Origin of the sequence: Okeania sp. SIO3B5 (assembly GCF_010692555.1) — a bacterium.
GTDB lineage: Bacteria > Cyanobacteriota > Cyanobacteriia > Cyanobacteriales > Microcoleaceae > Okeania.
Map to the genome: position 1 here is coordinate 1 of NZ_JAAHHG010000452.1, position 8134 is coordinate 8134.

An 8134-nucleotide genomic window follows, 5' to 3' on the forward strand; every position below is an offset into this window, starting at 1 on the left:
AAAAAAGATAATTTATGACCTAAAAACTGGTATTAAATCTATTCCCATACGACTCCTGAGGACTGAGGACTGACTCCTAAAAAGTACCCTACCTATTTGTAGCAAACATTTATAAAATTGGTATAATGCGCAGAAAAAATTAACTCAGTCGAAGCAATCTCAGATGTTAAAAAAACTGTCTTAAACGACGTAACACCAAATATTCCCAACTAAAAATCGAATACCCATAGCCTTGTTGCTTAACTGCTTCAACCTGTTTTTCTACTGTATTAAGCGAGAAAGGAACAACATTCCAGACTGCTGAGAGACCAACTCCAACTGGCACATAATAAGAAGCAGTATAAATACCAGAATTTGATAAACTTGCTATTACCGCTTCTGGTGTTGGACGATACACCTGCAACACTATTTCATCTACTCTCCCTTGTTCCACCCACCACAACCAATCTTGATTATATTTCGAGATAGCAAAGTTGTAAGGGTTAGGGGAAACGCTCACCACCATTTGGGGATTTTTGGCTTTAATATGACTATAGACTTTTTTGGTTAAGTTGGTTAACGCCTGACGTCGATCGCTACTACCAAAAGCTTTAGGAACAGCCCAATGATCGTCTAATTGAATCCCCTCTAACTCTTTGACGTTGAGAATATCATCTATGTTACCTAAGATATATTCTTGAACTTCTGGATGAGCTGGATCTAGCCAGACATTTCTATCTTCTATAGTTCCCCCTTCTACTGTTTTGAGCAACCAATCTGGATGTTCCTGAACAATAGCATTTCCAGGATTAAGCATCATACCATATTCAAACCAGGCATAAGGTTTTAATCCTTGACGACGAGATTCTTGGGCGGCCGCTTTGAGAGGATTAGTCAAAGGAGGACGCAATAGAAAGTGAGTAGAGCTGCGAGAAGTTGGGTAGAGAGTTCCTTTTAAGCCATAAACACTGAAGTAAATGCGATCGTATCCGGAGAGAGAAAGCTGATGTAGGATTTCATCTAAAAATGTGGTGTGATGTAGAAATGCTGTTGCAACATTGGTTAACCAAATACCCTGCATCTTTTCTTTCACTACAGGAGAACGAGAAGGTGCATGATGAGTTGCTACCACCAATAAACAAACTACTATGGCAATGGTTAACCATTTTAGATTTTTGATGATTTTTCCCATTATACATCTCCAGAAACTAAGTTTTACTCTTCTAAAAATTACACAGGTTTGAGATTAATTTTCGGAGAACTCTATTTTGAAGTTAAATTTTTGGGGTTGCACATTATAGAATGATATTGCCGATTAATATCATGTTCGGATAAACACAAACTATAAAGTCATTGCGACTGTAACGGAGTGGAAGGAAGCAATCTCAGGGGTTTGAGATATCTCTTCCATCTATATCTTAATCATAACTATTCAACCGAACATGATATAACTTATACCGCAGAGTCAACATCACGGCAGTGCTAGATCGAGCCAGAGCTGCCGAGCGCCCCACAAGGTTCTTACAGAGCGAAAGCCTAGCCGTTGGTACAAGGCAAGTGCAGCTTCATTGCGCTCGTTCGTATTTAGACCAATCGAGCGACAACCCTTTTCGCTAGCACGAGCGAGTGCAAACTCTACGAGTTGCCGTCCCACTCCGTGCCTACGTGCCTCGCGAACTACAAAGACATCTTCGAGTTCAGCATCAATACCTGAGATCCAAGCAGAGTATCGGTAGCGACACTGCACATAACCAAGGCTAGTCCCCTCCTCATCACGGCCCAGGAAAAACTCAGTTCCAGAATCTTTCAACAGAAGGGTAATTGATTCACGAAAGTCCGCATCAGATGGGGTGGACTGCCCCAAGTGATTGCGAAAGGAAACGGCAAGATTCACGAGTGGTTCCAGATCTGCCTCCCTTGCAATTTGAATCTTTAGTCCTGTTTCCATATTAGTAAGGCTTTGTTGCATGAAAGTTGCGATATAGCTGCCACACTTACTCCGCCAATGCAAAATCACCCCTTCAATTCTACAACACCCTCAATACACTGGGAATACTATCGATCGCATCTAATGATTGAATTTCCTCTAATGCTTGCCGGAAGTTGCCTTCTTTTACATCATGGGTGACAACCACTATTTCTGCTAGCTCATCGTGTATTCCTGTTTGCACTACAGATTCTAAACTGACATCATGACTGCCAAAACAAGTACCCAGTTTACCAATAACACCAGGGTGATCTTTTGTTAGGAAACGAGCATAAAATCTGGTGACAAGTTCTGTCATCATTGCTGTCTCACAATAATGTTGATGGGTACAACTTAATAAAGGGTGTGGAATAGGTTCGGTCTCCGTTTGCAGAATAGCAGCAATACTCATAATATCCGAAACAACTGCACTTGCTGTGGGACCCGAACCTGCACCAGGGCCAAAAAACATTACTTGTCCGATGGGTTCTCCTTCGATCAGAATGGCGTTGTAAACATCATTGATGCTCGCAAGGGGGTGAGTTTTGGGCACAAGAGTAGGATGTACTCTTAGTTGGAGTTTGTCTGTGGTGGAGTTAATACTGTTGGGTTCGCATTTGGCTATCGCTAATAATTTGATCACAAAGTCTAGTCTCTCAGCGTAGGCAATATCCGCCGCCGTTACTTGACGAATACCTTCACAATGAATATCTTCTAGTTTAATTAGACCGCCGAAAGCGAGAGAAGCCAAAATTGCGATTTTATCTTTGGCATCTAACCCATCTACATCTGCAGTGGGGTCAGCTTCTGCATAACCTAAATTTTGAGCATCGGCAAGAACATCTGCAAAGTCTGCTCCCTCTTTTTGCATTCTGGTGAGGATGTAGTTGGTTGTCCCGTTAATGATACCGATAACGGAATGAATACGATTTACTCCCAAAGATTCTTTAAGGGGTTGAATAACAGGAATACCCCCACCCACTGCTGCTTCTAACATGACGTAAACACCTTTTTCATTCGCTGCTTCAAAAATTTCTGGACCATAGCGAGAGATAACAGCTTTGTTGGCAGTGACGACGTGTTTACCATGGGCAATAGCTTTGAGGATTAGGCTTCTTGCAGGTTCTAGCCCACCGATCAGTTCTACTATAATATCTATGTGTGGATCAGTAGCGATCGCTTCTAAATCTGTTGTTAAAATATCCGAAGATAGATTAATATCTCTGGTTTTGGAGATATCGCGCACTCCCACTCGATGTATTTCCAATTCCTGAATTAAAGGATGACGACCTTTTGGAGATAGCAAAATTTTTGCTGTCCCTATACCTACTGTACCTAATCCCAACAAACCAATTTTGAATCCCACGATTGTTAACCCATAATGAATTAAATGTTTTGAGCAAGGTTCAGCTATAATGGCTGAATACTATCCTAATATTATAGCAGAAGGAAGAAGAAAGAAGGAATAATTTTACCGAAAAATTGTGGTTTAAAGCCTCCCCTTTTAAGGGGATAATAAATAAAAATTTTCATGATTAGTCAATTCTCTTCTTTTCAAGGAGAGGTAATTCTAAATTCTAAATTCTTAATTCTAAATTCTTAATTCTTGAAGTTGTCTAAGTTTTCAGCTGTCGATCTGTCCGTGCCCTTTCCTTCGACTGCTATAATAAATCGAACAAAAAATAGTCTTTTTGGGAAAAATATTCCGTTGGAAAAATGTTTAATGAATCAACTTAACTTAAATAATTACAAACAAGAGATAGCAGACTTATATACTCGCAGAAGCGATAAATATGATAATAGTGATTGGCACTGGAGAATTGCTAATCGTTTAGTTGAATATGGACAAGTCAATACTGGTCAACAAATTTTAGATATTGCTACAGGAACAGGTCATTGTGCAATTGCCGCAGCTAAATTAGTAGGCAGTTCAGGTAAAGTAATTGGCATTGATATTGCACCTGGAATGATTGCTCAATCTCAAAAAAAAGCAAATATTCTCGGTCTAAATAATCTAGAATTTTTACTAGCTGATGCTGAAAATATTGATTTTGCTGAAAATCATTTTGAGCGTATTTTTTGTGCATCTGCATTTATTTGGATGTCCGATCTAGTTAAATCTCTACTTCTTTGGCATAAATTTCTCAAACCTGGAGGAATTCTGGGAATTCAAGCTTTTGCTGAAACTGCGTTTGTTGGTGGAGTTATTACACAAAATATTCTGAAAAAATATGGTATTTCATATTTAATGAGTCAGCCAACTGGAACAGTTGAAAAATGTCAAGAATTACTTCAAAAAGCAAGTTTTGAGTTAATTGAAATTAAAGTTGAACAAGATGGTAATTATATTAGTTTAGAGTCAGCAAAAAAAATGTGGGCTGTAAAATCTCATCCCGCACCAGGACAATACCCTCACCCTTTATCAAAGCTTTCAACAGAGCAATTGAATCAAGCTAAATTAGAGTTTGAAAATGAATTAAAAACCTTACAAACTGACCAAGGTATTTGGAATGATATTACGACTTTCTATATATATGCTCGGAAACCAAAAGTCTAGATTTGGAAAAGGGATTGGAAGGTTTAAATAAATTGAATATAGCATTTATCATAAAGATGAGGTACATTTACGATCCCCCGCGCATCCCCCTTAAAAAGGGGGACTTTGAAGCCTCCCCCCTTTTTCTTTTTAAGCAGTTCCCCCCTTACTAAGGGGGGTTAGGGGGGATCTAAAACTGTATCTCAACCAATTTGAGAAACGCTATATCTTTCCAAATACTGTAATTGATCGGATAAATTTGAAGCCTCCCCCCTTTTTCTTTTTAAGCGGTTCCCCCCTTACTAAGGGCAGGGCTAATTCATTGTCGTCAGAGAATATTTACAACCCTATATTTTTGGTTAACTAATTCTAGTTAAGATGTAGGAAATTTCAAAATTTCAAAGGATACAATTTTTCTAAGCGTGACGATGAATTGACTTTACTCCCCCACTCCCCCACTCCCCTACTCCCCCACTCCCCCACTCCCCCACTCCCCTACTTCTTTTTTCTCTCGTGACAATGAATTAGCCCTGCCTTACTAAGGGGGGTTAGGGGGGATCTAAAACTGTATCTCAACCAATTTGAGAAACGCTATATCTTTCCAAATACTGTAATTGATCGGATAAAAATGAATCAAAATATTAACATCTCAGCAATCAGAGGCTCATTTATAGATTTTGTTGCAGATCCATTTTACTATCCAGAATTAGAAACCATTCGTTATATCCATGATGGTTTAATGATTATCTCCGGAGGCATAATTCAAGAACTAGGAAACTACGAAAAATTAAAGCCTAAATATCCTGAAATTCCTATTACTTCTTATCCAGGAATGATAATTTTACCAGGATTTATTGATATTCATATCCATTATCCGTTCTACTAAACTTACCCAAACTTACCCATACACGATAACCTCCGGTTAAGCGTAAGCTATCGCATAGGTTTTGGAGCTAGCTTCCTGCTTTCCTGCGGAATGCTGCGCAAACACTGAAGACCACTGACCGCAGTCTGTAACTTATCTTCTCCACAGGCTTAAATTCGCTTGGAACTCAAGCTACTGATACACATAGTTTTTTAGGTTGACAGCAGCGTTAAAATCTCTGTCAGCTTCAAAACTGCATTCACTACATTTGCTAACGCAAAGCTTCGCTAACATAAGTTCTTAAGTGCAATGGCATTTTCTGTTGATGGCCACAGTTTGAACATATTTGAGAACTTGGATAATATCTATCAGCTATGACTAATTCACTGCCGTACCATTCACATTTGTATGTAAGCTGACGTTTAAATTCATAAAAACCACAGTCTGCTATAGCACTTGCCAATTTATGATTTTTGAGCATTCCACTTACATTGTCATACCTCAATTACTATGGTGCTGTGGTTTTTAGCTAACCATGTTGTGAGTTTATGTAGTGCGTCTGCTCTAATATCGGCTACTGCTTGGTGCGCGTTCCGCAAGCGAGCTGACGTCGTCGCGGGGTCGCATCCGCTTTTTTGTGGACTTTTGCTAGTTTTTTTACTGCTTTGCGTCTGTTTTTGGAGCCAATAACTTTTTTGCTGACTGCACGTTGCTGACGAACTAATTGTTTTTTTGCTTGTCTGTAGGCTTTGACATTGGCAAATTTACTACCATCAGAACAGGTTGCTAATGTATTTATGCCTATGTCTACACCAATAGTTTCTCCTACTTTTTCTGTTGGAGCTGATTCAAAATTGTACTTAAAACTGATGTACCAACTATCTGCTCTTTTGGATATTCTGACATTTTTTACTCTGCAATTCGGTAAGATTTCGTATGTTTTTACTATTCCTATTCTGGGTAATTGTATGTAGTTTCCTTGGAAAATCTTAATACTTCCTTCTAAGTAAAAGCTGTCTTTTCTACCTTTTTTCTTAAAGACTGGAAATCCACGTTTAGGAATAGTGAGAAAGTTTTTAAATGCTCTCTCTAAATCTCTTAATGCTTGCTGGGGGGCACATTTAGACACCTCATAATACCAAGGATTAATTGATTTAACTTCAGCTACTAAACGCTTATGCATGGTGATGGCGCTTGGGCGTTTTTTAGTTTCTTCGTACTCTTTTATGCAAGTTGCTAATCCCCAATTATAAGCATGACGTTAGCGAAGCTTTGCGCCAGCAAACTACTCCTGCGTGTTTGGCAAGTATTGTTTTTTGTTTATTATTAACTTTTAGTTTGGTCTTGATTGACTGCATTTCAACTGGTAAGCCATGAAAAAAAGTCTTTGATTTTTAGCATGATATTAATGTATGATAGCACATAATCAGCAATTTTTTAATATTTATTAATATTTGTCCAATTTTGTCCAATTATTTGGCTTCAGTAGTTAGCCCCAAACAGAAATAATTGCCTCCTCTAGTCAACAACTTTTGGAATGGTTAGATAAATATACTTTCCCAGTAGAAGGAAAATTTCAAGATAAAACCTATGCTCAACAAATAGCATCCTTTTTTCTAGATCAACTAATAAAAAATGGCACAACAAGTGCCTTAGTTTTAACCACAATTTATCCTCAGTCCGTTGATGCCATATTTGAAGCAGCAGAACTACGAAATATGCGGATAATTGCTGGTAAAATGCTCATGGACAGGAATGCTCCAGATTATTTGTTGGATACTCCAGAAACTAGCTACGAAGATAGCAAAAATTTGATTAAAAAATGGCATGGTAAAGGCAGACTTCTATACGCTATTACTCCAAGATTTGCTATTACTTCTACCCCCGAACAACTACATCTAGCTGGAGTTCTCAAACAAGAATTTCCAGATGTTTATGTACATACACATTTATCTGAACAAAAATCTGAAACTGAGAAAGTTGCTCAACTTTTTCCTAATAGTAAAGACTACTTAGATGTTTATGAAAAGTTTGGATTAGTTAGTAATAAATCAATTTTCGCCCACGGTATTTATCTCAGTAATTCTGAATTTAATCGACTCTCACAAGCAGGTTCAACTATTGCATTTTGCCCTACTTCAAATCTATTTTTAGGCAGCGGTTTATTCCAACTACATACAGCAAAATCTCAACAAACTCCAGTGAAAGTTGGTTTAGGTACAGATGTGGGAGGTGGAACTAGCTTTTCAATATTTCAAACTATGAACGATGCTTATAAAATTTCTCAATTACAAGGGCAAAATTTATCTTCTTTAAAAGCTTTTTATCTGGCTACTTTAGGAGGAGCAAAATCTCTATTCCTGGAACAGAAAATTGGTAATTTTGATGTAGGAAAAGAAGCAGATTTAGTTGTGCTAGATACAAGAGTAACTCCGTTGTTAAAATTGCGTAATTATCGCAATAATTCCGACTCATTAACTGACATTATTGATGAATTATTTACCCTGATTATTTTGGGAGATGAACGAGTAGTTAAAGCTACTTATGTAGCAGGAAATTTAGTTTATGAACCTAATATTATGTCCGTTTAATTAGGGCTTGCTGATTAAATCTAAAAGCATTGACGTATAAAGACAAGTGCCTTTTTTTGGTCGAAAAAAGTGCGCCTATTTAAGTCTAAAACGCTCAAAAAGTTAGTATTTTAGGCGCATAGTTGGGCAGAAAAATCTTGGGAAAATTCTTACTCCTACCTGCTCTAAATTCCCCGTTCCTCCTGTCTCCTGTCTCC

Annotated in this window: 9 protein-coding genes; 3 read left to right on the forward strand and 6 right to left on the reverse strand. The window is 38.1% G+C overall.

Going from position 1 to position 8134, the window contains the following annotated elements; all coding sequences use genetic code 11:
* Positions 1 to 166: 166 nt before the first annotated feature.
* From F6K54_RS35165 to F6K54_RS35170, 3 genes are all read right to left on the reverse strand, one after another.
* Positions 167 to 1171: a glycoside hydrolase family 10 protein gene (locus tag F6K54_RS35165; RefSeq protein ID WP_293088342.1), complete on the reverse strand. Its 1005-nt coding sequence runs from the start codon at positions 1169 to 1171 to the stop codon at positions 167 to 169.
* Positions 1172 to 1450: 279 nt separating this feature from the next.
* On the reverse strand, positions 1451 to 1948 hold the full coding sequence (locus tag F6K54_RS43390) for a GNAT family N-acetyltransferase (RefSeq protein WP_366558320.1): 498 nt from the start codon (positions 1946 to 1948) through the stop codon (positions 1451 to 1453).
* 58 nt (positions 1949 to 2006) lie between these two features.
* Positions 2007 to 3311, reverse strand: a complete 1305-nt coding sequence (locus F6K54_RS35170; protein ID WP_293088344.1) for a homoserine dehydrogenase — start codon at positions 3309 to 3311, stop codon at positions 2007 to 2009.
* Positions 3312 to 3668: 357 nt separating this feature from the next.
* Here F6K54_RS35170 and F6K54_RS35175 point away from each other — a divergent pair, with 357 nt between their 5' ends.
* Positions 3669 to 4502 carry a class I SAM-dependent methyltransferase gene (locus F6K54_RS35175; protein ID WP_293088345.1) on the forward strand — a complete coding sequence of 278 codons (834 nt, stop codon included), beginning with the start codon at positions 3669 to 3671 and terminating at the stop codon, positions 4500 to 4502.
* A gap of 607 nt (positions 4503 to 5109) precedes the next feature.
* Positions 5110 to 5367 (forward strand): hypothetical protein, encoded by a 258-nt coding sequence (locus F6K54_RS35180; protein ID WP_293088346.1) that lies wholly within the window; start codon positions 5110 to 5112, stop codon positions 5365 to 5367.
* Between the two features lie 171 nt (positions 5368 to 5538).
* On the opposite strand, the gene F6K54_RS35185 is transcribed toward F6K54_RS35180, so the two are convergent.
* From F6K54_RS35185 to F6K54_RS35195, 3 genes are all read right to left on the reverse strand, one after another.
* The gene (locus F6K54_RS35185; RefSeq protein ID WP_293088348.1) at positions 5539 to 5640 is read right to left on the reverse strand and encodes a zinc ribbon domain-containing protein; all 102 of its coding nucleotides are present in this window, start codon (positions 5638 to 5640) and stop codon (positions 5539 to 5541) included.
* Positions 5618 to 5827, reverse strand: coding sequence for a zinc ribbon domain-containing protein (locus F6K54_RS35190; RefSeq protein ID WP_293088350.1), 210 nt, complete (start codon positions 5825 to 5827; stop codon positions 5618 to 5620). The genes F6K54_RS35185 and F6K54_RS35190 overlap by 23 nt, the downstream gene beginning before the upstream one ends.
* 93 nt (positions 5828 to 5920) lie before the next feature.
* On the reverse strand, positions 5921 to 6574 hold the full coding sequence (locus tag F6K54_RS35195) for a transposase (protein WP_293088351.1): 654 nt from the start codon (positions 6572 to 6574) through the stop codon (positions 5921 to 5923).
* A gap of 277 nt (positions 6575 to 6851) precedes the next feature.
* Between F6K54_RS35195 and guaD the strand changes: the two genes are divergently transcribed.
* Positions 6852 to 7937, forward strand: a complete 1086-nt coding sequence (gene guaD, locus F6K54_RS35200) for a guanine deaminase (protein WP_293088353.1) — start codon at positions 6852 to 6854, stop codon at positions 7935 to 7937.
* Positions 7938 to 8134 lie beyond the last annotated feature (197 nt).

What these genes read in the sequence shown, in the direction of transcription:
- F6K54_RS35185 (WP_293088348.1), bottom strand. Translation starts at nt 5,640, where the DNA reads ATGTTAGCGAAGCTTTGCGTTAGCAAATGTAGTGAATGCAGTTTTGAA.
- F6K54_RS35175 (WP_293088345.1), top strand. Translation starts at nt 3,669, where the DNA reads ATGAATCAACTTAACTTAAATAATTACAAACAAGAGATAGCAGACTTA.
- F6K54_RS35190 (WP_293088350.1), bottom strand. Translation starts at nt 5,827, where the DNA reads ATGCTCAAAAATCATAAATTGGCAAGTGCTATAGCAGACTGTGGTTTT.
- F6K54_RS43390 (WP_366558320.1), bottom strand. Translation starts at nt 1,948, where the DNA reads ATGCAACAAAGCCTTACTAATATGGAAACAGGACTAAAGATTCAAATT.
- F6K54_RS35165 (WP_293088342.1), bottom strand. Translation starts at nt 1,171, where the DNA reads ATGGGAAAAATCATCAAAAATCTAAAATGGTTAACCATTGCCATAGTA.
- F6K54_RS35180 (WP_293088346.1), top strand. Translation starts at nt 5,110, where the DNA reads ATGAATCAAAATATTAACATCTCAGCAATCAGAGGCTCATTTATAGAT.